Below are 26,475 nucleotides of genomic sequence, written 5' to 3'. Positions count from 1 at the left end.
TGTATTAATGTAAGTGGTACAGATAGGAGGTATCTATGTTTACAATTAACACACGAAACGCAACACCAATATTTGAGCAGATTATTCAACAAGTTGGAAAGTTTATCGCAATGGGGATACTCCAACCACATGAACAACTTCCAACCGTACGTTCCCTCGCCAAAGATCTCGGTGTCAATCCCAATACCGTTTCAAAGGCATATCACGAATGTGAAATGAATGGACTTATTTACTCAATTCCTGGCAAGGGATCTTTTGTAAGCGAGCATGAAAAAGGTGTCAGTAATCTCGTTAGTGATGCCTATCAAGAACTCACCCTGATCTATCACAAATTACTTGAACTCGGAGAAACACAAGAAACGATATTCAATCTATTAAAGGAGTCACATAATGATACGATTCACTAATGTAAATAAAAAATTTGATAACAAAATTGTTCTCGAAGATATTAATATTACGTTTGAAGAAGGTTCAATTATTGGCCTTGTTGGTAAAAACGGTTCCGGAAAGTCGACACTATTACGCCTTATCAGTGGGGTCCTTCATGCCGATGCTGGTGTTGTTTTAATTAATGATCAACGCGTCTACGATAACCCTGAAACCAAAAAAGACGTATTCTTTGTTGGGGATGATCCTTTCTTCTTTAGTCAAGCTACGATTAAAGACATGCAACAGTTTTACAAAGTATTCTATAAATCGTTTGATGACCATTACTACCAAGATCTTCTTGAGTTGTTTGGTTTGGATGAAAATCGAAAAATCAATGCACTATCAAAAGGAATGAAACGACAAGTTTCCCTTTTACTTGCTTTGGCATCAAAACCAAAAATATTACTTCTTGATGAAGCTTTCGATGGTCTTGATCCGATCATGCGGTTTCGAATTAAGCAGTTTCTTGGGGAAATGATCATCGATCATAACGCTACCGTTATTATTTCATCCCATAACTTAAGAGAACTTGAAGATATTTGCGATACAGTTGCGATTATCGATGAAAACAATATCATGATGAATCAATCAACCAATGATTTTGGATCAATTTATCATCGCTATCAAATAGCTTTTGAATCTGAAATGAAACGTTCGGACTTTGATTTTATGAATCCTTTAAATATAACAGGTTCAGCACGTATTTTCTCAATTATTATCAAGGGAAACCGTGAAACAATTGAAAAAGAACTCAATTCAATGAATCCCTTACTCGTCGAACATAATGACGTGACCCTTGAAGAAATATTTATTTATGAAATGGAGAACAAGAATCATGAAAACATTGATTAATTCACGAATCAATTTTGATTATTTAAAGTTTAACTTTAAAAAATATAAAGGTTTACTGTTATTCTATACAATATTTCTAATGACTTCGTTTCCAATACCCACTTTAATCCGTTGGATCCAAACTCGAGATCAGCAGAATTTTGAGAATTACTCAAATGCTTCTGTGTATGTACCAATCATCATCACAATATTTTTATCCATCGTTACCCCAATGATTCTCTTCAATTACTTGAGTAGTAAGAAATCTGTCGATGTATTTCACTCACTACCGATAAAACGGAGTGATTTATTTCTTACAAACTATGTTGCATCCCTTCTTATTATCTTTATGCCGTTCACCATCGCCTATTTTTCAGGCTATGCCCTTAATAATCTCTTATTTAATATTTCTTTAAAATGGTATCATATTGAGACTTACTTCCAATTACTCGCAATTTTCTTTGCAACCACAACACCGGTTATGTTTGTTTTGATGAACACGGGTACACTCTCAGATGCATTAATCTATACCGTGATTATCTTTATTGCGCCATTTTTAGCTTTTGGTGCTTTAGAATTGTTTGCATCCACTTTTGTAATTGGATATACCTCGATGCGCATGGATTCATTGGCCTTTCTATCACCGCCGATTTCCGTACTATTTGGACTAAGAACTACGAATTCACCTTATGATATGGGTCTTTACGCATCATATTGGTTAATTCTTGGACTTATACTGCTGTCTGTGTCGCTTGTGATTCATGATGCACGTAAATCTGAAAAAAGTGAGACGCCATTTATTAATAATTGGTTTTTCCCTTTAATCATCTATCTCTTCACAGGCATTGTTTTGATATTTTTACTTCCAATCTTTGCCATGGGAACGCGAACCCTTACTGTAGGATCGGTTGTGATGCCCATTTTAATCGCTTTATTACTTTTTACGCTTTTAAACATTATCAAAAATCGTTCTCTAAAAAACATGACAGGAATCCTGAAGAACTATACAATCTTTGCGGTGGTATTAATGATATTCTGTATAATCTTATATGTAACCAACGGGCTGGGTTATACATATTATATTCCGAAGATTGATAAAATTGAGTCGGTTACGATAACTTCTCAAGGGGAATTTTCGGGAATCGAAGATGAAGACTTCCTCATAAATGCTGGAAACTATCTTTTTCAAAAAAATCTTCATATTACCCGTGAACAACCCGAATTACTCCAACTTACAAATACATTCCATTACTCAATCGTTAGCCAATTGAAAGAAAATGAAGGCTTAGTAAGTTCAAATCTTGAGTATACTTCAGAATATACGCCCATATACATCGAGTACAAACTCAAAAGCGGAAGTAAAATTAAGCGCCGTTTTAATGTAAAGGATGAGTTATTAAAACCACTCTATCCTGCAGTTGTAAATCCTGATACTTTAAAAGATACAAACATCCTCTTCAATGAAGAAAAGCAAATCAATCAAATTTATATCTTCAATAATACCCTAACCAAGGGATATCGATTTACAGGTTCACGAAGCGAACTCATCGAAACATATAAAGATGACCTTCAAAATGCTGAACTACAACCCAATGGCGATACATTAAACTTTGTCCTTGCCTATAAACTAAAAGATCGTGACTATATGAACGATTACCTGTTAAACATCGATAATCGTCATCCTAAAACAACAGAGTACATCAAAAACAACTTAAAACCAATCGATAACATCAATACTGAAGGGATGATTTATCGTGCCGAGAATGAGAATTCTGTATTCGCGAAAGGAATCAGTGCATCTTCATCAATCTATGTCAGTGACAGTGTAAGTAATCATGATTCGGATTTTGTTTCTTCAAGCGAATTAGAGTTACTTAAAGACAAAGTATCTTCATTTGTAATTTCGGATCGACCTCATGATATTTATCGAGTTAATGTTGAAGTTACAGATCTTAATATTTATTTTGAATACTACCTCTCTGTTAAAAAAGATTCATAGAGTTCTACATAAAAAAAGACACGTATCGATTGGAGTAGTAAACTAAAAGTAGACAAGTAAAAAAGACTTGTCTACTTTTTTGTGTAATAATAAAATCAGAGATAAAACGGAGGTATTAATGATGGGAAGACCCAAAGGTGGATTAAATAATAAATGGACTTATGAGGATCGTATTAAAGTCGTTACACGTCATATTGATGAACATATAAGTGCTGCGAAACTATCACAAGAAACAGGAATACCGAAAGGAACGATTAATGGTTGGATTGATCGATTCATGCGTGATGGTAAAGAGGGTTTAAAAAACAAGAAAAAGACAGGAAATCATTTTTCTGCGCTTCATACGAGTAAATCATTAACTGAGATCGAACGACTTCAACTCGAAATTCTAAAACGAGATATTGAGATTGCACGATTAAAAAAAGGGTACCAGGTGAAAGGAGTTGGTGTAAACAAGGAGTTCGTTACTTTAAAAGACAAGAATTCCAAATAGCGCATGACTTATCTTTAAACATCCGATTACGTTCATTCTTAGATTTATGAATTTGAACCGATCTGGTTATTACAAGTGGTTAAAGCATAAGAATGATCTCAATATTTATGAACAAAAAAGAGCGATTCTTAGCTTTGTGATTAAAGACTGGCATCGCCGTTTTCCAAGTTATGGTTATCATGATATCGCTGCAGTCATGAGAAAGCAAAGTGATTTAGGGATTGAATTTTCCGATAATTTAATCCACAAGTGTTGCAAGTTTTTAAATATTAAATCAAAAGTTAAACACTATTCCTATAAAAAACCTGGAACACAAAGTCGAATTTATCCTAATATTATAAAGAATCAATGGAGGGCAACCAAACCTTTAGAAATTATTGTTTCAGATATGACACATATTCGAAACAAAGGGATTAATTATGAATGGACTTTAATGGTTGATACCTTTAACAATGAAATTATCAGTTCTGCATTATCGCGTACAACTGGTGATCCTAAGCCTTACTACAAGTGTCTCGAGGATCTCCTTGCGCTACTTAAGGATAATAAAAAAAACAGCTCCCACGATTCTTCACACAGATCAAGGAGCTGTCTACCACTCTAAAGCTTTCGCTAAAGCGTATGAAAATTATAACATAATTAGATCTATGTCGCGAGCTGGAACACCTACAGATAATCCAATTATCAAATCATTAAATGGATGGATTAAAGCAGAAATGGCGTGTGATTATCAATACTGGTCCGTAGATAACTTTAAAAATTTTATCGAAGAATATGTACATTATTTCAATTTTGAAAGACCTGCTTACTGTTTAAATTACAAAACCCCTATCCAATATAAAATGGATAAGGGTTTCTAGTCTTTTATTAATGTCTACTTTTGTTTGACAACTCCATATCGATACGTGTCTTTCTTATTTTTTTGGTAATGCTTCTACACTCTTTAAGATAATGCGATTTAACGAATCATCGAAATCAACATCAAGTATGTATCCCAGTCCATTGGGTGCATGAATTGCTCTAAAGTCTAGGAATGGTCTGTTTTCTAAGAAAATTAACAGTGTTTTAATAACACCTGAATGACAAACAATTGTTGAAGATTCCACACTGGTTGCTTTCATATCTTTTAGAATGCATTCCAACTTAGAGATGATTCGGTAGCTAAATTCAGTTAACGTCTCTCCATGAGCAATGCGTTTATTAATAAGGAATCCATCAAAATAATTTTCGGATACGTCATCCCCATGTACATCTTAATAATCACCAAAATAGATCTCGCGTAATTCTTTACTTGATTCATAGATTGGTGTCTCTTTACCGTAAAGAATTTCAAACGTATCAATCGTACGTGTTAAATCAGATGTATAATAACGCTCTGTTTGTGGATACGCGTACTCCAATTTATATTGTTTTAGGTCTTCGATTCCTTGTTTCGATAAGTGAACATAAGACCACCCTGAATACGTTCCTTCTTCATTAGAAGTCGTATAACCATGTCTTACTAATACAATTTTCATAAAGCACCCTCTTTTCTATACAATACCTATCTTAACGCAATAGCGTTCCGTTTGCGACATCACCACCGGTTACAAGTCTTACTTTGTCGCCTTCTTCAGCTGTAATAATCATACCATTTGACATTATACCGCGTAGTTTAACGGGTTTGAGGTTTGCAACGAGAACAACTTTATGATTGAGGAGTTCTTCTTCCGTAAAGAAATCTACAAGGCTGCTTACTACAGTTACTTCTTTGCTTCCTAAATCAACTTGTAAGACATAGAGTTTATCTGCTTTAGGATGTTTTTCGACTTTTACGATTGTCCCCGTACGAAGTTCTACATCTTGAAATTGATCAAATGTTATTTCTTTTGTTTCTTCTTCAACAACGTTTGTTTCTACCACAGGTTCTACCTCCTTTTCTAATAACTCAAGTGTTTCTTTCACATCTAAACGATTAAAGATGATGTCTGTTTTTGAAACAACAGGTTTATTAAGTTCAAAGAGTCCAAACACCTTCGCACTTTCAAACGTTGTATGTTCTGTTTGTAATTGTGCAAGAATGCGTTGGGATGTTTCTGGGATAAATGATTCAAGGGCGATACCACCAATACGAATCATTTCCGTTAGATTATAAAGTACTGTTTGAAGGCGATCTTGTTTCGTTTCATCTTTCGCAAGAACCCAAGGTTGTGTATCATCAATATACTTATTCCCTTTTCTAAATAAGGAAACAATCTCAGAAATTGCATCCGCTACATGAAGCGTATCCATCTTCGCTTCAACATTTGGAATAAGATTTTTACATGCATCAATCAATTCATCATCGATTGCTTCATGCACATGATTAACAGTCAATACGCCGTCAAAGTATTTATTGGTCATTGAAATGGTACGGTTAACCAGATTCCCAATAATATTCGCAAGGTCTGTATTAATACGTTCAATCATCAATTCATATGTGAGGTGACCATCACGTTCAAAAGGCATTTCATGAAGCATAATGTATCGAACTGGATCAACACCTAAGACGGATGTTAGATCATCAACATAAAGTGCATTCCCTTTTGATTTACTCATCTTGCTGTCGCCAGTAAGTAACCATGGGTGTCCGAAGATTTGTTTTGGTAACTCAATATCAAGGGCCATTAATAGAATTGGCCAATAAATTGTATGGAAACGTAAAATATCCTTACCAATTAAATGCACGTCAGCTGGCCAGAACTCATCAAAAAGTGGCCCATTATTCCCATCAACATCATATCCTAAACCCGTGATATAGTTAATCAGTGCATCAATCCAAACATACACAACATGTTCAGGATCAAAATCTACAGGAATTCCCCATTTGAAACTTGTTCGTGAAACCGCAAGATCATAGAGATCTTCTTTAAGGAAGTTTTGAAGCATTTCATTTTTTCGTGATTCAGGTTGAATAAATGATGGATTATCCTTGATGTATTGTACAAGGCGATCTTGATAGTTACTCATTTTAAAGAAGTAGCAAGATTCTTGTTGGCGTACAACCTTCGCACCACACTCTGGACATGTTTCATCTTCTACCTGTGAATCTGAATAAAAGGATTCGCATGACTTACAGTACCATCCTTCATAATTACCTTTATATAAATCCCCTTGATCAAAGAGTTTCTTAAAAACCTTTTGAACTTGTGTTTTATGATAGTCGTCTGTTGTTCGAATAAAATAATCATATTGAACATTCATCAGATCAAATAAACCGCGAATCACACTCGAAATATTATCGACATATGCTTTCGGTAACATATTATGTGCTTTCGCATTATCTTCTATTTTTTGACCGTGTTCATCCGTTCCTGTTTGGAAACGAACATTATAACCTTGAGCACGTTTAAATCGTGCAATACTATCTGCTAGCACAATCTCATAAATGTTACCAATATGAGGTTTTGCTGATGTATAAGCAATAGCGGTTGTTATATAGTAATTTTTATTGTTTTTCATTTGATTTCCTCCGCTAGAATTTCCCCTTAATTATAGCCTATTTATGTAAGCTCTACAATAAGACAAAACCTCGTACTTTTCACAATACGAGGTTTTTAAATATAAAACTAATGTTTCTTTTTCAATAATAAAATAACACCCAAACCAAACAGTACCGTTCCCGGAATCAATCGAACTGGATTTCCAACGCCTGTTTGGGGGAGAACCTCATGATTCAGAGCATGATGATTCGGTTTTTCATCTGGTAGGATTGGTTTTTTATTCGGTGTATTCTTTGAGGGATTTTCGTTCCGAATGTTAGACACATCTTCTTGATACTTATTAAAGATTTCCAGTCCATCTTCACTATAGGAAACTTGCTAACCTTTAGGGGGATCAATTTCATAAACTCGATAGTCATATGCATTGCCTTGTTCATCGGTCTCATCTAAATGTTTCCATGTATAGGTTCTTTGACCACTCTCTAAAGTAATTGGGTCACCCATTGGTTCATTGTTTCTTAAGAGTTGAAGATGAATCGTTGGTACCGTTTCAGGCGCATTGATCCAATGCTTTGTCACGGTTACATCACGTTTAGGTGATGTGTAGGTATTACGGAAGGTCCATGCATCAATACGTTCCGATACAAAGGCATCAGGTACGGAAGTTTCTTCAAGGTGATACGTAAACGCATTTCCTTTAAGATCCTTTGCGTCTACAAGCCATTTATAATTTGTATCGTTGTATGAAAGCTTTACCACATTATAGACCTTTTCGTTTTGATACAACGTAAATGTTGCTTCTGCCTGGATCTTTTCGCCCCCCACCCATTGCTTATTTAACGTAAATTCCTGAACAGGGGGATGATATGTGTTAATTACTGTTAAGCGATCGACACCATCGACAACTTGATAGAGATCAAAAATAACCGTTGGCTTTTCATCCGGTCCATGTTCCCAATATAAGTAAGCGTTAATGGTTCGAACTTCAGGTTGAAAGTGATTTGTTATGATGGCGCCTGTTTCATCAAGTGCTTGGATATATCCTTCAGGTTCGTTGATTTCACGAACACGATAGTTAATTATATTTCCGTCTTTGTCAAATTCATCAAGATCGGTCCACGTATAGGTTGTTTCGCCGTGATGAAGAATGATTGGATTGCCTACAGTTTCACCGTTTTTTAGAAGCTGAACTTCAATTTCAGGTTTAATTTCTGGACCACCATCCCATATTTTTGTCATGGTGAATGTTGTTTTAGGGGAATAATAGTGATTCACGATCGTGAAGGCATCGATGCGCTCAGCGGTATAGTGGTGTTCTTGAAGCAGACCCTCTTGATCGCCTTCTTCAACCCAGTATGTATAAAGATTTCCATTTTTATCTGTTTTTTCTAAATCAGTAAATATGGCTTTTGTTTGTCCATTTGTTAAGCGTTTTGAATCTACACGTTCAGGATTTGTTACACTTTGACGATAAAGAATCATTTCAATCTCTGGTTTTTCGAGAGGACCGCCATCCCAAATCTGTTCGACCTCATAAGATGTTCTATTCTCAACATCGTTTGTGAAATGAAGGGTATGATCACGACCTTGATACGTTATTTCAAAGGATTGTTGTGGGGTTCTTGGACTAAATCCTCCTAGTGTTTTTTCTTCAACACGATAGGAGCCCAGCGGTAAATCGGTGAGTGTTTTATGCTCGCCCGCTTTTAACCGAATTTCATCAATTTTGTAGTCTTGATTAAAGACTTCAAAAATAAAAATATCATCAGGATATATTGTTTTTGATCCCTGTTTAACGGTCTTATCAATTGTGATAGTTCCTAATTGTTTCTGATAAAGTTTAACCACAACCTCATACGATTCCGGTTGATTCTGAATGTTTAAACGCGATACAGGTTTACGCTCACCATTTACATACTCATAATATTCGTAGACAACATCATAATCCTTAAGATTATGTGCTTCGTCTTTCACATTGAGTGCCTCAATCCGAACATCATACGCTCCATAATCTGTAAAGGACCATGACGTCGTGCTTTCATTCATTGCACTAACATGATGAAGTTTCTGTTCATCATGATCCGATTTAAAGACGACATTCGCTTGATAATCTGTTTTTAAATCCCGTGATTTATCCGCTTTATAGACTTCTGTTTTAAGTCGAACGGGTGTTGGCTTAGCCTGTGGAACTGTAATCTCTTTTTTAACGGTTTGATTATTGATGTCTGTATACGTAATGGTTGTTGTTTTGTTTAGTTCAAAGAAGTTGTGCTCATTTATATTTGCCAATGGATTTGTTTTGACTTCATAGTGATAGCCAAAGTGTTGGATATCACTATCGTAATCATACAGTCCTAGACTTCGAACATTAAAACGTTTTTGGTTTGAATCATACATTGGTAAGAGTGCATCATCCAAACGTGACATATCAACATCAAAAGCATCGCTCATTGGGTCATCAATATGAATATCCTTCGCCGCAGAAAAAATATTGTTTGAAATTTCCTTAAAGATATCATCCAGATTATCACGGCTTGATGTAGCATCATAATAATTTCCTTTACTGATACGCTTCAATATTTCGGTTCCCTTATCATCGGTATCAAATCCAATTGAGTATAAATGGATTTGTTCTTGATGAATTTGATTGGATTCGACAATGGATGCGTCTGCTGAAGACATATAGACAAAATAATTCTTATTTCCATATGATAGTACATCGCCAAGTTGATCCAAATAATACTCATTACCCGTTCCGTAAACCGGAGCGCTATAATCAAAATGATCGGTATTCGGTAATGATTTAAATCGATATCCGGGAATCGCATAGTTCACCGAACTTGGAATTCCCGGATCAAAAGGACGTTGTTGTCCATTATAGCGTTTTTGAACCATAACATTTCCCTCAAAACCAAGTAATTCTTGATTTACTTTTGCCTTGAGTGGATATCGATAAGTGGGTTGCCCATCTGATAACAAGATTATTGTTTTATTTGGCGCCGTACTCTGATTTAATAATGTTTTCGCTTCATGAAGTGCCCCTTGCGTAAAGGTCCCTCCTTCGGCTTTAAGATTATTAATTTCATCAATTAAATGCGTTGCATCATTTTTGGTATGAAATGAATTTGTTTTTACCCGTGTTCCATAGGATACAAGGGCAATTCGAGCGGTGTCATCTCTTTCAAAAATTTCATTCACAAAACGAATCGCTTCACGTTTAGCCTTTGATATCCGATCAATTCCTTGTGGATTTTTTTGTGGATCCATACTTCCGGATGTATCAAGTACCAAAACAATGTCTGATGGTTCCCGCTTTACGCGTCAATATACATCAATCGATATTTCCCAACGATTAATCGTGTTGGGAATTGGTTTCGCTGTTTTAAATACGCGAACCGAACCTTCTTGCATATCATCTATTTGTACTGAATTTGTTAATGTTTTAACACTTGTAGAAGGATGTCCTTCCGCAGATACAAAAGATGTACTTACTGATAATAATACCATTGTGATTAACACGGTTGTTAATCCGCTTTTAATGATTCTCGTTCTCATTTTTTTCCTCCTTACAAGTATCATTTAAAAGTGATTTTTAATCACAACGTTGATAATATTTGTTTTCACATATTTAGTCAATTATTTTTGTCGTAAAATGTCCACTTTTTTTACCGTCTTGGTAATAATTTATCCAAAAGGGCGTATTATTCACCATATTAATTCAAGAAAGGACAGATTTTATATGGAAATTTCACACTCTCTGAATAGATATTGCAAATTAGAGATATAAATGCTATATTCATTGAGGTGAAGGAGTAATTATGTCGAATATATTAGGTCAAAGACTGAAGGCACGTCGAAAAGAACTACGTATTTCTCAACAGGAACTTGCTGTTGCTGTAAGGTATACATCACGTTCTACAATTGCCAAAATTGAAGCAGGTGTGATCGATCTTCCCCAGTCAAAAATTTATGATATCGCCGAGGCTTTAGAAACAACTCCAACGTACTTATTAGGTTTAGAAGAAGAACTTGAAGCTTTAACCGCAACAGCAATCGTTGAACATCTTCAATCTGTTACAGTTGATCAACTTGTTGAATGTTTTTCTCAATTAGATTTATATAGTTATGAAAAAGTAAATGAAGCAGTAGGTAAAGTAGCACTGGGTTACAAATAGAAAGCCATCATCTTTCGATGAAGGTAAAAAAAAAGGAGCAAAGGCTCCTTTTTTTGTTCTTACTTATGTTTTTGATTTGATTTTGCCAAACAGTCCTTACAAATCCCCTCGAATGTAATGTCGTGATCTAACTCGAGGCATCCTAATTCTTCTTCGACGAGTTGATGTAATTCTTTTCGGTAATCTAATTCCACATCTTCAATGCGATTGCATTCTCTGCATCTAAAATGATAATGATCGTGTAGATTTTTATCGTAGATAAATCCAAGTTCTGGATGTCTTACACGGTTTATTAATTTTTCATTATAGAGCACATTTAAATTTCGATAGACCGTCGCAATTCCAATTGATACATCACCTTCTTTAAGTTTTGTATGAATTTGATCTGCCGTCATATGACCTTCAGATGCTTGAATTAAATCTAAAATCTCTTGTCTTTGTTTAGTAAGCTTGATACTCATTATCATCACCATCTTAATTATAGCATAAAATATGCTTTTACAAGAATATTTGCTTTAATCTAACGGTCCCCATTAAAAATACTGTTCTTAACAATCACGTAATCAACCTTACGAATCGCTTCAAGATCGCGACCTCCAGCATAAGAAATGGATGATTGAAGATCTTGTTGCATTTCGCGTAGAGTATCCTCGATTTTTCCTTTATGTTCAATTAAAATGCGCTTTCCTTCAACATTTTTATGTTCACCTTTTTGAAATTGTGATGCACTTCCAAAATATTCTTTGAATGGAACGCCATCAACTTCAATTGTTTCTCCAGGTGATTCTTCATGTCCTGCAAATAATGATCCAACCATACACATCGTAGCACCAAATCGAATTGACTTAGCGATATCGCCATGATCTCGGATTCCTCCATCTGCAATCAAAGGTTTGCGAGCAGCCTTAGCACACCATGATAATGCGGATAATTGCCATCCACCTGTTCCAAACCCAGTTTTTAATTTCGTAATACATACCTTACCCGGGCCAATACCCACTTTCGTAGCATCTGCTCCTGCATTCTCAAGTTCACGAACCGCTTCTGGGGTTCCCACATTTCCTGCAATCACAAATGTGTTTGGTAAGAATTCTTTAATGTGCTTAATCATTCGAATAACTTGCTCAGAATGACCATGCGCAATGTCGATTGTAATATAGTCAGGAATGACATTATCTGCTGCCAATCGACGTACAAAATCATACTCGTCATCTTTTACACCAACACTAATGGAGGCATATAGACCGCGTTGATTCATATCTTGAATAAATCCATAACGACGTTCCTCGTTAAAACGATGCATAACATAAAAATAATTATGTTCTGCTAACCAAATAGCGAGCGGTTCATCGATTATTGTTTGCATGTTTGCAGGAACAACAGGCATTTCAAAGGTTCGATTTCCCAATTTAACTCTTGTATCGCATTCAGAGCGACTTTTCACAATACATTTATTTGGAATTAATTGAATATCTTCGTAATCAAATATTTTCATTACGGCCTCCTATTTATTCTCGTGATAGTAAGAATAGAGCTCGTTTTTTGAAACACCATTCTCTTTGGCCACAGAAGAAATTGAACGTGAAACAGAATTTCCTGCATTAATCTGTTCCTTAATGCGAATGATTAAATCATCAAAGCTTACTTCTGATACATCAGTGTTCGCCTCAATAACAATTACAAACTCACCTTTTATCGTCTCAACTGACTCCATAACCTCGGTAACCGTACCACGTATAAACTCCTCGTGCATTTTTGTAATCTCACGCACAAGACAAATCTTTCGATTACCTAACACATCATACACGATTTCGAGTGTCTTTTCTAATTTATGAACTGATAAATAATAGATTGTCGTCATTGGTAAATCCTTGTTTTGGATTAATTGTTTTTTAAGTTGGCTTTCTTTATGCTCCATAAAGCCCATAAATGCGAAAGGGTGAACAATAAGTCCCGATGCAACCAGTGCATTAAGAAAGGCACTACTTCCTGATATTGGGACAACATTAAAGCCCGCGGCAATGACATCGCGAACTAATGTTTGGCCTGGATCAGAGATTAATGGATATCCTGCATCACTGACTAAACCAACACTTAAGCCTGATTCCAATAAATCAAGAATCCCTTTAGTTGATTCTTGTTCATTATGCATATGATGGCTGATCATTTTTGTGTTGATATCAAAGTGTGAACATAGCTTGCGTGCATTGCGTGTATCCTCTGCCGCAATAACATCAACATTTTTCAATGTCTCAATCGCTCTGGGTGTCATCTCATTCAAATTTCCTATTGGTGTTGCAACCAGGAATAGTGTTGGTTTTTCGTTTTTAAAACTTTGTTGTTTTATCATAACATTCTCCTAAAATAGATAAACCTTTAATCGAAATTAAAGGTTCTGATAGTATTTCGTTAATTCATAAGCAAATTGATCAATGATAAGGTTAATATTGACGCCCGGTCGAATCCGATCTTTTAAGCTTAAAACAATTTGAAGCAAATGAATACGATCTTCATTTGTAATGCGATTTGTTTGAACTTGGATTGTTTGTTCGTGTTGACCTTGTAATGAGAACGATAATTCGAATAATTCAAAAAGTAATACCAATCGTTCCCGATCCAATCTTTTTTTCTTAATCCCCTCAACTTGTAAGGTTAAGATCGCCGACAAATAGTCTCGTTGATTTAAAGATTCAAGTACATCAAAGAAAATTGAACTGGCTTCTCTATAGACGTCATCATTAATCTGATGATTTAGTTCTTCACTATTTTGATTCATCCTCGATAATAAATAAGCATCAATTGGATCAATCCCTTGTTCACATGCCACATCAAATAACATTTGATGATTCATCGATTCCAAATGGATTGTGAGACATCTGGATCGTATGGTCTCAAGAACACGATTTTCATTGCGTGTTGTTAAGATTGCAACGATATCACCTTCTGGCTCTTCTAAGAATTTCAAAAGACTGTTCATCGCCTCTACGGTCGCATTATCCACATCTTCAATAATGTAGACTTGGTGCCCTGATGTTTCTATTGATGATTGACTGAAATATTCCTTGAGATCAATGATCTCTGATTTCTTAATACTTTGTTCTTTACCACTAAGTATTCTAAAATCCGCATGGTTTTCATTGTTTATTCGTTGGCATGTAAGACAAGAACCACAGGCACCAATGTCTTGTTCGCAACACATCATACTCATTGCCATGTATTTAGAAAAATCAAGCGTTCCATAATCTCCAACGATTAAATAGGCATGGGAAACACGATTTTTTGATTGTTGACGATGAAAGAGATTTAGCGCTTTAACCTGACTTGAAACATTATTCATGATTCAAATGTTTCTCAATAATCTTAATAACATCGGAAGCAACATCATCAATCGATTGATGTGCATCCACAATCTTAATACGGTTTGGGAAACGACGAATCACTTCTTGATACCCTTCATATACTTTCTCATGAAAGACATCGCCTTCGAGCTCTAAACGATCTTTATATCCACGAACACCAATTCGATTTAGGCCTTCTTGTGGTTTGACATCCAAAAAGATTGTTAAATCGGGCAGAAAACCATCAATAGCGAACATGTTTATATCCCATACATCATCAATACCAATACCTCGAGCATAACCTTGATAAGCGAGTGAGCTATCAATAAATCGATCACATATTACCAATTCACCTCGGTTTAGTGCAGGTTGAATTTTCTCAATTAAATGTTGTCGGCGACTTGCAGCATAGAGCAAAGCTTCGGTACGATCATCCATTTCTTTATGATCCGGATCAAGAATCAGTTCTCTAATTTTCTCAGAAATACGAATTCCTCCAGGTTCTCGAGTACAAAGGACGGGTTGATTTTTTTTCTCAAAATAATCCGAAACGATCTTGGTAATTGTTGTTTTACCACTTCCCTCAGGACCTTCAAATGATACAAATAATGTCATGTTGCCACCTCTTCTTTGAATATTATAGCATGGTATAGCGTGGTCTATTCTAAAAGTTGTGTGTTTTATCATTTTGGATTATTATGTAAGAGAAGAAGAAAACTTTAGAGGAAAAAATTATGATCCAACAAATTAAAAAAGGATTTCAAAAAGCATCAAATGACAATGTCTATATGATTGTTTTAGGGATTGTTGTACTCTTAATCGTTATTAATTATTTTCTTAATACGACGGTCCTCACAATTCTCACGCTCTTGATGTTTTGTGTCGCTTTTGGAGTTCTTATCAAACACATTATAAAGAAGGAAGATTAGATGGTAAGAGATGGCTTAAAACTAAATGAAGTATTAAAGTATCAAGGAAAAATTGTAGATGTATATAATGTTGAATTTGAAACACAAACTGGCATGTTTGAAGCTGAGATTTTAAAACATGATGGCGGTGTCTGTATTGCCGCAACCCATGACGATCAAGCATTCTACTGTGTTGATCAATATCGTTATGGTGTTGAACATATTATGCAAGAGTTCCCTGCAGGAAAAATTGATAAAGGTGAGTTGCCACTTGATGCTGCGCTAAGGGAATTGCGGGAAGAAATTGGATTTGTAGCGAAAACACTTGTTCCACTTGGATACATTCATCCATCACCCGCATATCTTGACGAAGTCTTGTATCTTTATTATGCATCGGATTTAGATTATGTCGGCCAAGACCTCGACGACAATGAAGTGCTCAATGTTTATACTCGTGATCTTCATGATATTATTACTGATATCGAAGCAAATAATATTACGGATGCAAAAACTATTTCCCTTGCTTACAAAGTAAATCATTATCTATCACAAAAATAATGAGCGAACCGTCCAATTGGTTCGCTTTTTTTTATGCTTCTTCACTAATTGCTCACATAAAATAGTAATATATTAAAGACGAGAAAGGCGGTACTTATATGTGTACAGGAATACAAGTAATTTCAAAGCAAAATAATACTTATTGGGGTAGAACTCAAGAATTTGATACATTTTTGCCCGTTTGTGGCGTGCTTGTCCCTCGTGGAACAGCAATTAATCATATGCTTTCACCCATTGTAGCGAAAAATGCTGCAGCTGGCATTAGTCTTCATGATTCGAACCAGGATCTTTTATTTATGGATGGTATGAATGAACATGGACTCGTAGGTGGGAGTTTCTATTATGGAAATGATTACTCAGATTATGCACCCACCAGTGCAATTGAATTGATGGGTAAACAGGCCTTAAGAGGAGAGGAATTTGTAACTTTGGCTCTACTAAATTGTGATTCGATTGTCGATTTACACCGTAAAGCAATTAAAGAGGTCGCAATATCCAACGAACCTAATATTCATGGTAATGTAATCCCTCAACATTATGTTTTTGTAGACCGTACAGGAGCTAGCATCGTTCTTGAACCTTACTCCGCCGGTTCCTTTGATATTTATCCCAACGAGATTGGAACCTTCACCAATCAGCCTGAATTTCCTTGGCATGTTCAAAACCTTCAAAACTATGTCTCCATGAACAATCAAATTTATCCTTCACGTAAGTTTGGTAAATTTGAAAGTTTGAGTTCTGGTACGGGGAATGGATTGTTTGGCTTACCCGGAGACTATACACCACAATCGCGATTTGTAAGGGCAACAGTCTTGAATAACCTCTCAAATCAACCCAATGATGACCAAACACTTGATAAAGTTTTCCGCGTCCTCAATACCTTTGATATTCCTTACGGATTGATTGTCGATGAAAAAAACCAGATACAATACACACAGTATACCTCTGCATACGATTTAGAGAATAGAACGGTTAACATCTCAACCTACGAGAATAGACCAATCCAACAATTTTATTTTGATCCCTTATTGGTTAATAATCATGAGATTATTCGCTATGAGATTAAACGTAAGCAGATGATCGAAACAATGAATAAATTATAATAAGCATTAAAAAAAGAGTAACATTAAATGTGGAGTTGTCAAACAAAAGTAGACATTAATAAAAGACTAGAAACCCTTATCCATTTTATATTGGATAGGGGTTTTGTAATTTAAACAGTAAGCAGGTCTTTCAAAATTGAAATGATGTACATATTCTTCGATAAAATTTTCAAAGTTATCTACGGACCAGTATTGATAATCACACGCCATTTCTGCTTTAATCCATCCATTTAATGATTCGATAATTGGATTATCTGTAGGTGTTCCAGCTCGCGACATAGATCTAATTATGTTATAATTTTCATGCGCTTTAGCGAAAGCTTTAGAGTGGTAGACAGCTCCTTGATCTGTGTGAAGAATCGTGGGAGCTGTTTTTTTATTATCCTTAAGTAGCGCAAGGAGATCCTCGAGACACTTGTAGTAAGGCTTAGGATCACCAGTTGTACGCGATAATGCAGAACTGATAATTTCATTGTTAAAGGTATCAACCATTAAAGTCCATTCATAATTAATCCCTTTGTTTCGAATATGTGTCATATCTGAAACAATAATTTCTAAAGGTTTGGTTGCCCTCCATTGATTCTTTATAATATTAGGATAAATTCGACTTTGTGTTCCAGGTTTTTTATAGGAATAGTGTTTCACTTTTGATTTAATATTTAAAAACTTGCAACACTTGTGGATTAAATTATCGGAAAATTCAATCCCTAAATCACTTTGCTTTCTCATGACTGCAGCGATATCATGATAACCATAACTTGGAAAACGGCGATGCCAGTCTTTAATCACAAAGCTAAGAATCGCTCTTTTTTGTTCATAAATATTGAGATCATTCTTATGCTTTAACCACTTGTAATAACCAGATCGGTTCAAATTCATAAATCTAAGAATGAACGTAATCGGATGTTTAAAAGATAAGTCATGTGCTATTTGGAATTCTTGTCTTTTAAAGTAACGAACTCCTTGTTTACACCAACTCCTTTCACCTGGTACCCTTTTTTTAATCGTACAATCTCAATATCTCGTTTTAGAATTTCGAGTTGAAGTCGTTCGATCTCAGTTAATGATTTACTCGTATGAAGCGCAGAAAAATGATTTCCTGTCTTTTTCTTGTTTTTTAAACCCTCTTTACCATCACGCATGAATCGATCAATCCAACCATTAATCGTTCCTTTAGGACTTGTGATAGTTTCGCAGCACTTATATGTTCATCAATATGACGTGTAACGACTTTAATACGATCCTCATAAGTCCATTTATTATTTAATCCAACCTTTGGGTCTTCCCATCATTAATACCTCCGTTTTATCTCTGATTTTATTATTACACAAAAAAAGTAGACAAGTCTTTTTTTCTTGTCTACTTTTCTTTTATCAAATCTCAACCGCACCACTTTTACTTTTATTAAAGTCTATCTCATAGGCCGTTTTGAAGTCAAATATTTTTCGCGGCATTGAGTTAATTTTGAAGCAAATATCATCAAGATATTGTTGCGCTATATCATACATTGATTTTCCTTTTGGTATAAACCTTCTAACGATTGCATTCGCTCGTTCATTGGTTCCACGTTGAAAAGAACAGTATGGATCACACTTATATAGTTTCACACCCAACCGCTTGGCTGTAATCCCTAATGTTTTAAATTCAAGTCCATTATCTACTGTTATCGATTTCGTTGTTATATTATTCTCTTCAATAAATTTTCGAATTAAGTTTGATGTGTAATAGTCATATCGATATTCTGCTTTAATAAGCCAGGTCATTCTTGAGCAGCGGTCTACAATGGATATAATCGCTGCAGATTCATGTTTCTTACCGATTATAGAGTCGATTTCGAGATGGCCAATCTCGTTACGTTCCTCAATGTATTTAGGTCTAAGGCTAATTGGAAGTACTGTTTTCTCTTCCAAGTTCCATCTCAAGTGATTCATCATTCCACTAATTCTCTTTTTACGTTTTCGACGTTTATAGCACATTCTATTTGGTTTTATATCAAGTTTACCTTGATTAATCCAGTTATAGACTTGCTGCGATGAAACACACGGTTTATATGGATGATATCGTTTATAGTTACTCAAGCATACTTCTACCGAATGAACTTTAGGATCATAGTGAGAATGCAGATATTCGATTAGGTGGGAATATTTTTCTCGAATATCAATCGTTCGTTTCTTATAGACATTATTTTTATATCTAGAAATCGTAGAATGAGATATATTGAGTTTACGTGCTGCCTTGCGCATAGAGTAGCCGATGCTTAATAGAATATCAATTTGGTCTTTCATTTTTTTATCTAATTGTTTATACTTCATATGGGAGCTCCTTTTAGTGAACTGAACCCCAAATTTTGGACAAGCTAATTATCTTTTAAATTTAAGGATTGATTCCTGTATTGAACAGGGGTCAGTCCTTTTAGTTTGCTCTTAATTCTCTTGTTATTATAAGAGTCGATATATTCATCAATTGCATCAACTAATTCTTCTACCTTTTTATACTTATGTTTTTGGTCATAATACATTTCTGATTTTAGTAGCCCAAAAAAGCCCTCCATGAGTCCGTTATCAATACTATTTCCCTTTCTTGACATACTTCTAATCATCGAATGTGCTTCTAATTCTTTCACATAAAATTGATGTTGGTATTGCCATCCTCTATCCGAATGAATAATTGTTCCTTGCGTATCGTTACAAGAAAATGCCTTGTGAAGCATGTCTCTAGTTTGATCCAAATTAGGACTTGTAGATATGTTGTAAGATACAATGTATCTACCATATGCATCAAGTATTGGTGAAAGATAGATTTTCTTCCCTTGCACATTAAACTCAGTGATATCCGTAAACCATTTTTGATTGGGTTTATCAGCTTCAAAATCTCTTTGAACTCGATTCTCAACAATGGTTCCCACTGTCCCTTTATATGAAGAATACTTACGTTTCTTTCTTATGATTGAATGTAATCCCATTTTATTCATAAGTCTCAAGACTTTCTTGTGATTTACACGAATTCCTCGATTATTTAGTTCTAAAGTAATTCTACGATAACCATATCGTCCTTTGTGATCATAATAGATTTCTATAATCTCTTGCATGAGTTCGTCGTTTTTGGTATCAAAATCAATTTTTGAAACGTAGAAGTAGTAAGTAGATCGAGCGAGTCCGGATATTTTTGTCGTAGTAAGGAGACTACTCTGGTTTTTTCTTCTTTTCGCGCTCCACCCTTTGTTTCACTACGGCATTCAATTTTTTTAAATATTCATTCTCCGCTTCCAAATACTTGTTTTTTTTCTTCAATGCCTTTAGTTCATCATTAACTGTTAATAGTTTAGTTGGTTTTGTCATAGATGGTTTACCTCGTTTCCGTTCTATGACATTATAGCCGTTTTCTTTATAATTTTTAATCCAATTGTAAATCAATCCATCAGAACTTAATCCAAGTTCGATGGCGACAGCTATTGTACTTTCTCCATCCATTAATATCCGATTTATTACTTCTGACTTAAATTCATGAGAATAAAAGTGATTTTTGTTTCGTCTTAGAACATTGGGTCCATGTTGATCGATAAGTCTTACCAAATATTTAATACTTGATTTATTAATACCATACTCATTTACTAATGAACATACTGATTGTCCTAACTTTCGTTTTTCATATATTTCAATTTTTTGTTTTCGTGTTAGCTTAGCCATAAAAAACCGCACCTCCTCATCTTTGTCCAAGATTCGGGGTGCGGTTCATAGTCGGGTGGGCTCCTTTTATTATACAAAAACAACCGCACCTTGGGTGGTTCGGTTGAGATTTGAATTTAGGAAAGTAGACAAGTCTTTTTTACTTGTCTACTTTTAGTTTACTACTCCACATTAAATGTTACTCTTTATTTTTTTGTTATTCTGTTTTAGGTAAGATGAATACTTGTTCTTCTGACTTCGACAAGAGATGTTTGCCTCGAGCATAGTTTTGAACATAAGTAGGATCTTGAAGTTTTGCCTTCTCAAGAGCAAGTTCACCTTGTCTTGTTTCGAGTACTTTTAAATTCGAGCGCTCGCTTTTTAGTTGTTGATTCAATTGGAATGTTGATACTAATTCTTTTGCAGATTTAGATAACATCAGGCATGAAACGGATACTATCAAAATACCAAGAATGATTGATGCAAATTTAATTGTTGGATTCTTAGCTATTCGCGGTTTCGTAACTGTTTGTCCCATCTTTCCACTTCTCTTTCTTTTTTTGTTAGTTTATTTATCTATATTCATTATACTAACATTCTCAAAAATTGCAAGAGTTGTCAGTTTTCTGAATCGCTTCTATCGATCCGTTGATCTGAAATAAGTTCATACATCGGCGGATTACTTCGTAAAATTTTGTCGCTTAAAAATGTAACTTCTATTTTAATATGGCGATGTTCAAATCGAATTTCAATTACATCTTCAAGTGTAACCTCTGATGATGGTTTTGATTTCTTTCCATTGATAAAGACACGCTCATCATCAGCGAGTTCTTTCGCCACAGTACGGCGTTTAATGATTCGTGATACTTTCAAATATTTATCAAGTCTCATAGTGTTTGCTCCTTTAAATTTTCGAGTATATAAATCAAATCTTCTGCCCACTCTGTATACATTGGCATGGTAATAATGATTGTTTGATTTAGATACTTTATCTTAATTTCACTCGACTTTTCAGAGATTAATTCAAAGAGATGGACACCATCTACTTGACTACTATATTCCTCTGTAAAGACTAATTCTACTTTATTAACACGTTCTTTAAATGACTTAATGCGCTGATCATTTAAGAATAATTCCAGACGTGTTTTTTCCAACAGCATTTTAACTGAATTTGGTAATTTCCCATAGCGGTCATCAATCATCTCATGAAACTGCTTCAATTCATCCAGTAATTGGATTTGGTTAATTTGTTGATACAGATCTAATTTTTCGCCATCATCACTTGCGAAGTCTTCGGGTAAATATCCATCCACTTTAAGATTGAATCGTTCTTGTGCTTCAACATCAATAACCTCTTTACCTTGTCTTTTCGCAATGGCCTCTTTAAGAAGTTGTACGTATAAGTCGATACCTACAGTATCAATAAATCCCGACTGATTACCACCAAGGAGTTCTCCGGCACCACGAATCGTTAAATCACGCATTGCAATCTTATATCCACTACCAAGCTGTGTAAACTCTTTAATTGCTTGAAGTCTTTTTTGTGCTAACTCCGTTAACCCACGTTTATTGGGTACAACAAAGTACGCATACGCTAAACGATCTGACCGTCCAACGCGTCCCTTGATTTGATAGAGCTGTGACAAACCAAAACGATGCGCATTGTCCACAATGATCGTGTTGGCATTTGGAATATCAATTCCAGTTTCGATGATTGTTGTACAAACTAAAACATTAATTTCCTTACTAATAAATCGTATCATCACATCTTCAATTTCATGACGTTCCATTTGGCCATGCACAACAGCCACACGTGCATCTTCCACATGATTCGCAATGACTGAAGCAACAGAGTAAATTTGCTCTACATTATTAAATAGGTAGAAAACCTGTCCTTCCCGACTAAGTTCTTTGGAAATAATATCATTAAGCGTTTGTTGGTTTTTTTCAATGATATAAGTCATTACCGGAAGACGGTTTGATGGCGGAGTATTGAGTTGTGATAAACTACGAAGTCCAATTAGAGACATTTGAAGTGTTCGTGGAATCGGAGTCGCACTGAGTGATAAAACATCCACAGAAACTTTAAATTCCTTAATACGCTCTTTATGTTCCACCCCAAATCGCTGCTCTTCATCAATAATTAGTAATCCTAAATCTTTAAACTTTACATCGCGTGATAATACACGGTGTGTACCCACTAAAATATCAACTTTGCCATCTTTGACCCGTTCAATAATTTCCTTTTTTTCTTTATCTGATACAAAGCGATTTAAAACTTCAATCGTCACAGGAAAATCACTCAATCGTTCTTTAAGAGTTCGTGCATGTTGTTGTGAGAGGATTGTTGTAGGACAAAGGAAAACGACTTGTTTATGATCTACAAAGGCTTTAAACGCTGCACGAATGGCTACTTCGGTTTTTCCAAATCCAACATCACCACAAAGTAAACGATCCATCGGAACATTGCGTTCCATATCCCGTTTAATTTCTTCAATGGCTGTTTTTTGATCATGAGTTAATTCATATTCAAACGCATCCTCAAACTGTTTCTGGTATTCCGTATCGGGACTAAAAGCAAATCCACTTGCCTCCATTCTTGAAGAATAGAGCGTTACGAGTTTATCTGCCACATCGGCAACATCTTGTTTAATACGTTCTTTGTTCTTTTGCCAGGTACTTGTACCAAGCTTGCTCAGGCGAACTGATGCTGCCTCTCGTGACATAAACTTACGAACCAGGTTAAATTGTTCGAGAGGTACGAACAGTTCATCACCATCACGATATTGAATGCGCATAAAATCTTTATGAATTCCTTCAATTTCTTTGGTAGTAATTCCCATATACTTACCGATACCATATTGGCGGTGCACAACATAATCCAATGTATCGAGATCTGATAATTGATTTAAAGATTCTGCCTTTAAAAACTTATTATCGTATCGGAACATCTTTTTCTTATACTTATACAATTCACTTGCTGTATAAACGACCGTATCAATATCTTCTAGAATAAATCCAGAGGTGATATGACCGTATTCAATATAGATTCCATTTGTAGTTGGTTTGTCGGTTAACACCTGATACTCAATACCTTGATTTAGTAGCGTCTTAACAAAATCTTCCATAGTATCTTCATCGAGTATGATGATCACTTTTTGTGTTATTGCCTCTTTACGAAGCCACTTCATGGTTTGCTCTATACTTTCCGATACAATATTGGGTGCATGCCAAGGAATAAAAACTTCACCCTCGGTTTGATATTCAAAAATTTCACGATACGTATGTTTTGCTTTAATCCGTTCAAATGACTCGAAAATATCTGAGACATAAATCATTTGATTCATCTCATACTGTTCTTCAATAAACGTGTGAGCATCTAAGGTATTTTGTTTAAGTGTTCTTTCAATAGCTTCAATTGGGCTCATGTACGTCGTTGATTCACTTAAATAATCATAAATCGTCGCATAGTTTGACCAAAATGAGAGCAGTGGGTACAACGATACATCAAACTGATTCATTTGTAATAATTCTCGTTTTTGTTCCATTTCATGAATCAAATCATCATTATCGATTCCCTCGATTTTTTGAGTCAATGAATTACTGATTTCTAAAATATCCTGATCGTTAAGAAGAATATCTGTCGCAAATGCAATCATCGCTTCATCAACTCGCGATAGCGATCGCTGATTCTCAATGTCAAAATATCTTAGACTATCTACTTCTACATCAAAAAATTCAATTCGAAGTGGCTGCTCCATTTGGATAGAAAACACGTCACAAACACCACCACGAATTGCATATGTAAATGGCTTTTCAACATATTTAACACGCGTATACCCCAGTCGTTCGAGCTCACGTGCAAGTTGGAGCGGTTCCCACTCATCACCGGTCTTAATGTTGATTATCGAATTTTTAAGAACTTTCAACGGGGATAATTTTCTTACTGAAGCAATTGCATGCGTAATACAAATCTCAAAGTCTCCGTTCACAATTTTAAATAATGCATCAATTCGATTCGCTTTCATAATTTCTGATTGAACAATAGCCTCAACACGTAGTGACTCTTCATGGTTGTAATAAACTACATTTGCATTTTCATCAAGATGTTTTATCTCATTATATAAATTTGATGCTTGCTGTTCGTTTTCCTTAATTATAAACAAAGGTTTTTTGCTTACTCTACTGGATCCTAGAACTAATAAAGATTCTTGAACCACGCTTAAATGGGCAAAAGTATTTTTGCCCTGGGTGTACTCTTTCACAAGTTCATGCTTTTCTAAATAATTATATAACCAATTCATTTTTACACTCTTACATTGTATTCATTCATCAATTGATCAGTCCGTTTTCCACTGATAAAATCACTTACACATCGAGCACCCAATGAAATTGCTGTTTCTTCATCAATTTTTCCAAGTACCCAATCAACTGTTTTTATTTGACTGCTTTTACCAATTCCAACTTTTAGCCTTAAAAATTCATTTGATCCCAAATGATCAATGATGCTCTTAACACCTTTTTGTCCACCTGACGATCCTTTTTCGCGAAGTCTCAGTGATCCGACGGTAATATCCATATCATCACTAATAACAAGAAGATCTTCAAGATCAACATTATAATAACGCATGACTTCTCCGACTGATTCTCCTGAGAGATTCATATATGTTTGTGGTTTAACCAAAACGACTTTTTCAGTACCTACAAACGTTTCAGCAATAAGTGCTTTAAATTTATTCGTTGTGATCGAAACACCTAATTTCGATGCAACTTCATCAATAACCAGAAAACCTGCATTATGTCTTGTATTCTCATACTGTTTTCCGGGATTTCCTAATCCTACGATTACTTTCATACATTCCTCCATTAAGCAAAAAAGAATAAGGGACTCCCCTTACTCTTTGTTTGGATCATAGACAATCTTAAGATGACGGTCTCTTCCTGAACCTTCACTTTGTGTGCGAATTCCTGGAAAATCAGTCAATTCTTTATGAATCACACGACGTTCGTCGTTTGGCATTGGGTCTAAAGATGCGTCAATTTTAGAACGACTAACATTCTTAGCAATCCGTTTTGCCATTGCCTTAAGTTTTTGATAACGATCTGTTTTATAGTTGTTTATATCAATCATAACGTAAAAACGACGTTTAAACTCGGAATTAACTGCATGTTTGAGTAACATATTCATGCCTTCCAATGACTTCCCATTTTTACCAATTAGGATTGCATTGTTTTCTGCATTCAATGATACTTTAACGTTATTATTCTTAACAGTAATTTCTTGTTCAACTTTTAATCCCAAACCGGTAAAGAATTTATTAAAATATTCTTCAACAAACAATTTGACATCATTAAGGGCAAACACTTCAGAAGTAACACTCGCCCCAATGCCTAAGAAACCTGATTTTTCTTCGATGACATAGTAGATAAGATCACTTTTTTCAACATTCTTTTCTTTAGAGACATTGTTTAGAACATCATCTAAAGACTTAGCTGTATATTGCTTCACGTGTAT

27 protein-coding genes and 2 pseudogenes are annotated in these 26,475 nt (G+C 35.2%); 10 read left to right on the top strand and 19 right to left on the bottom strand.

The features are described 5' to 3' along the window. Positions 1-35 precede the first annotated feature (35 nt). The 6 genes from EEI45_RS01770 (at position 36) to EEI45_RS08870 (ending at position 4,612) form a co-directional block, all read left to right on the top strand. Positions 36-407, top strand: coding sequence for a GntR family transcriptional regulator (locus tag EEI45_RS01770; protein ID WP_125163903.1), 372 nt, complete (start codon positions 36-38; stop codon positions 405-407). Further along, a complete protein-coding gene (locus EEI45_RS01765) occupies positions 391-1,281 on the top strand; it encodes an ABC transporter ATP-binding protein (protein ID WP_125163902.1) in 891 nt (296 codons plus the stop codon). The genes EEI45_RS01770 and EEI45_RS01765 overlap by 17 nt, the downstream gene beginning before the upstream one ends. Then, the gene (locus EEI45_RS01760; protein ID WP_125163901.1) at positions 1,265-3,259 is read left to right on the top strand and encodes an ABC transporter permease; all 1,995 of its coding nucleotides are present in this window, start codon (positions 1,265-1,267) and stop codon (positions 3,257-3,259) included. The genes EEI45_RS01765 and EEI45_RS01760 overlap by 17 nt, the downstream gene beginning before the upstream one ends. A gap of 118 nt (positions 3,260-3,377) precedes the next feature. Continuing rightward, entirely contained in the window at positions 3,378-3,752 is a 375-nt protein-coding gene (locus tag EEI45_RS01755) for a helix-turn-helix domain-containing protein (RefSeq protein WP_181950053.1), read from the top strand. Positions 3,753-3,798: 46 nt separating this feature from the next. After that, positions 3,799-4,356 (top strand): hypothetical protein, encoded by a 558-nt coding sequence (locus EEI45_RS08875; RefSeq protein WP_228410446.1) that lies wholly within the window; start codon positions 3,799-3,801, stop codon positions 4,354-4,356. 43 nt (positions 4,357-4,399) lie between these two features. Continuing rightward, positions 4,400-4,612 (top strand): integrase core domain-containing protein, encoded by a 213-nt coding sequence (locus EEI45_RS08870; RefSeq protein ID WP_228410445.1) that lies wholly within the window; start codon positions 4,400-4,402, stop codon positions 4,610-4,612. 54 nt (positions 4,613-4,666) lie between these two features. On the opposite strand, the pseudogene EEI45_RS01745 reads toward EEI45_RS08870, so the two are convergent. The 5 genes and pseudogenes from EEI45_RS01745 to EEI45_RS08860 all read right to left on the bottom strand — a co-directional run bounded on the left by EEI45_RS01745 (position 4,667) and on the right by EEI45_RS08860 (position 10,768). Beyond that, positions 4,667-5,269 (bottom strand): annotated as a pseudogene (locus tag EEI45_RS01745) (histidine phosphatase family protein). 31 nt (positions 5,270-5,300) lie between these two features. Further along, a complete protein-coding gene (gene metG / locus EEI45_RS01740) occupies positions 5,301-7,232 on the bottom strand; it encodes a methionine--tRNA ligase (protein ID WP_125163900.1) in 1,932 nt (643 codons plus the stop codon). Positions 7,233-7,339: 107 nt separating this feature from the next. Further along, the gene (locus tag EEI45_RS08865) at positions 7,340-7,537 is read right to left on the bottom strand and encodes a hypothetical protein (RefSeq protein WP_228410444.1); all 198 of its coding nucleotides are present in this window, start codon (positions 7,535-7,537) and stop codon (positions 7,340-7,342) included. A gap of 54 nt (positions 7,538-7,591) precedes the next feature. Beyond that, complete coding sequence (locus tag EEI45_RS01735; RefSeq protein WP_228410443.1) at positions 7,592-10,504, bottom strand: Cna B-type domain-containing protein; 2,913 nt, start codon at positions 10,502-10,504, stop codon at positions 7,592-7,594. Positions 10,505-10,534: 30 nt separating this feature from the next. Next, positions 10,535-10,768 carry a hypothetical protein gene (locus EEI45_RS08860; RefSeq protein WP_228410442.1) on the bottom strand — a complete coding sequence of 78 codons (234 nt, stop codon included), beginning with the start codon at positions 10,766-10,768 and terminating at the stop codon, positions 10,535-10,537. Positions 10,769-11,031: 263 nt separating this feature from the next. Here EEI45_RS08860 and EEI45_RS01730 point away from each other — a divergent pair, with 263 nt between their 5' ends. Next, entirely contained in the window at positions 11,032-11,388 is a 357-nt protein-coding gene (locus EEI45_RS01730) for a helix-turn-helix transcriptional regulator (RefSeq protein WP_125163899.1), read from the top strand. A 59-nt stretch (positions 11,389-11,447) separates the two neighbouring features. Here the strand turns inward: EEI45_RS01730 and EEI45_RS01725 are convergent, their stop codons facing one another. From EEI45_RS01725 to tmk, 5 genes are read right to left on the bottom strand one after another with little or no spacing between them, the layout of a single operon-like run. Further along, entirely contained in the window at positions 11,448-11,849 is a 402-nt protein-coding gene (locus EEI45_RS01725) for a Fur family transcriptional regulator (protein ID WP_125163898.1), read from the bottom strand. Between the two features lie 59 nt (positions 11,850-11,908). Next, on the bottom strand, positions 11,909-12,883 hold the full coding sequence (gene guaC / locus EEI45_RS01720) for a GMP reductase (RefSeq protein WP_125163897.1): 975 nt from the start codon (positions 12,881-12,883) through the stop codon (positions 11,909-11,911). A 9-nt stretch (positions 12,884-12,892) separates the two neighbouring features. Next, the gene (rsmI, locus tag EEI45_RS01715; protein WP_125163896.1) at positions 12,893-13,738 is read right to left on the bottom strand and encodes a 16S rRNA (cytidine(1402)-2'-O)-methyltransferase; all 846 of its coding nucleotides are present in this window, start codon (positions 13,736-13,738) and stop codon (positions 12,893-12,895) included. Positions 13,739-13,774: 36 nt separating this feature from the next. After that, positions 13,775-14,725 (bottom strand): DNA polymerase III subunit, encoded by a 951-nt coding sequence (locus EEI45_RS01710; RefSeq protein ID WP_125163895.1) that lies wholly within the window; start codon positions 14,723-14,725, stop codon positions 13,775-13,777. Further along, on the bottom strand, positions 14,718-15,341 hold the full coding sequence (gene tmk, locus EEI45_RS01705) for a dTMP kinase (RefSeq protein ID WP_125163894.1): 624 nt from the start codon (positions 15,339-15,341) through the stop codon (positions 14,718-14,720). Before tmk ends, EEI45_RS01710 begins: the two co-directional genes overlap by 8 nt. A 119-nt stretch (positions 15,342-15,460) precedes the next feature. Between tmk and EEI45_RS01700 the strand changes: the two genes are divergently transcribed. From EEI45_RS01700 to EEI45_RS01690, 3 genes are all read left to right on the top strand, one after another. Further along, positions 15,461-15,655 (top strand): hypothetical protein, encoded by a 195-nt coding sequence (locus EEI45_RS01700; RefSeq protein ID WP_125163893.1) that lies wholly within the window; start codon positions 15,461-15,463, stop codon positions 15,653-15,655. Then, the gene (locus tag EEI45_RS01695; RefSeq protein WP_125163892.1) at positions 15,656-16,192 is read left to right on the top strand and encodes an NUDIX hydrolase; all 537 of its coding nucleotides are present in this window, start codon (positions 15,656-15,658) and stop codon (positions 16,190-16,192) included. Between the two features lie 98 nt (positions 16,193-16,290). Continuing rightward, positions 16,291-17,295, top strand: a complete 1,005-nt coding sequence (locus EEI45_RS01690; protein WP_125163891.1) for a linear amide C-N hydrolase — start codon at positions 16,291-16,293, stop codon at positions 17,293-17,295. A gap of 66 nt (positions 17,296-17,361) precedes the next feature. On the opposite strand, the gene EEI45_RS01685 is transcribed toward EEI45_RS01690, so the two are convergent. The 9 genes and pseudogenes from EEI45_RS01685 to EEI45_RS01645 all read right to left on the bottom strand — a co-directional run bounded on the left by EEI45_RS01685 (position 17,362) and on the right by EEI45_RS01645 (position 26,469). After that, positions 17,362-18,225, bottom strand: coding sequence for an IS3 family transposase (locus EEI45_RS01685; RefSeq protein WP_267128154.1), 864 nt, complete (start codon positions 18,223-18,225; stop codon positions 17,362-17,364). Next, entirely contained in the window at positions 18,222-18,437 is a 216-nt protein-coding gene (locus EEI45_RS01680; RefSeq protein WP_125163889.1) for an ArsR family transcriptional regulator, read from the bottom strand. Before EEI45_RS01680 ends, EEI45_RS01685 begins: the two co-directional genes overlap by 4 nt. Before the next feature lie 231 nt (positions 18,438-18,668). Next, complete coding sequence (locus EEI45_RS01675) at positions 18,669-19,607, bottom strand: IS30-like element ISErh2 family transposase (protein ID WP_125163888.1); 939 nt, start codon at positions 19,605-19,607, stop codon at positions 18,669-18,671. Between the two features lie 44 nt (positions 19,608-19,651). Next, a pseudogene (locus tag EEI45_RS01670) lies at positions 19,652-20,981 on the bottom strand (IS3 family transposase). Positions 20,982-21,177: 196 nt separating this feature from the next. Then, a complete protein-coding gene (locus EEI45_RS01665) occupies positions 21,178-21,498 on the bottom strand; it encodes an FtsB family cell division protein (protein WP_125163887.1) in 321 nt (106 codons plus the stop codon). 80 nt (positions 21,499-21,578) lie between these two features. Continuing rightward, entirely contained in the window at positions 21,579-21,851 is a 273-nt protein-coding gene (locus EEI45_RS01660) for an RNA-binding S4 domain-containing protein (protein WP_125163886.1), read from the bottom strand. Beyond that, positions 21,848-25,264, bottom strand: a complete 3,417-nt coding sequence (gene mfd / locus EEI45_RS01655) for a transcription-repair coupling factor (protein WP_125163885.1) — start codon at positions 25,262-25,264, stop codon at positions 21,848-21,850. Before mfd ends, EEI45_RS01660 begins: the two co-directional genes overlap by 4 nt. 2 nt (positions 25,265-25,266) lie before the next feature. Beyond that, positions 25,267-25,815 carry an aminoacyl-tRNA hydrolase gene (gene pth / locus EEI45_RS01650; protein ID WP_125163884.1) on the bottom strand — a complete coding sequence of 183 codons (549 nt, stop codon included), beginning with the start codon at positions 25,813-25,815 and terminating at the stop codon, positions 25,267-25,269. Between the two features lie 39 nt (positions 25,816-25,854). After that, positions 25,855-26,469 carry a Jag family protein gene (locus EEI45_RS01645; RefSeq protein ID WP_125163883.1) on the bottom strand — a complete coding sequence of 205 codons (615 nt, stop codon included), beginning with the start codon at positions 26,467-26,469 and terminating at the stop codon, positions 25,855-25,857. Positions 26,470-26,475: the final 6 nt, after the last annotated feature.

Origin of the sequence: Erysipelothrix piscisicarius, from assembly GCF_003931795.1 — a bacterium.
Lineage (GTDB): Bacteria > Bacillota_I > Bacilli_A > Erysipelotrichales > Erysipelotrichaceae > Erysipelothrix > Erysipelothrix piscisicarius.
The sequence above is the reverse complement of the archived record's forward strand: the minus strand, read 5'-3'. Positions and strand labels throughout refer to the sequence as shown.